Here is a 205-nt window from a genome sequence, read left to right on the forward strand (position 1 = left end):
CATGCAGTGTGTACTACTGATGGGATTTTTACCGATTTTGATGTAACACAAGCTTCTGTACATGATATTCATTATCTCAAAGATATTAAGCACTTGTTTCAAAATTGTACAATATTAGGAGACAAAGGTGATCTGAGTATTGATTATCAAAGAGACTTATTTACTTACAACCAGATTAATATGGAAGTACCTATGCGAAAAAATC

The 205-nt window shown here is 31.7% G+C and carries 1 protein-coding gene; it reads left to right on the forward strand.

From position 1 onward, the window contains the following. On the forward strand, positions 1–205 hold a 205-nt coding region (locus GNY06_RS04855), incomplete at both ends, for a transposase (protein ID WP_166519045.1).

Source organism: Elizabethkingia argenteiflava (genome assembly GCF_009904105.1).
Classification (GTDB): domain Bacteria; phylum Bacteroidota; class Bacteroidia; order Flavobacteriales; family Weeksellaceae; genus Elizabethkingia; species Elizabethkingia argenteiflava.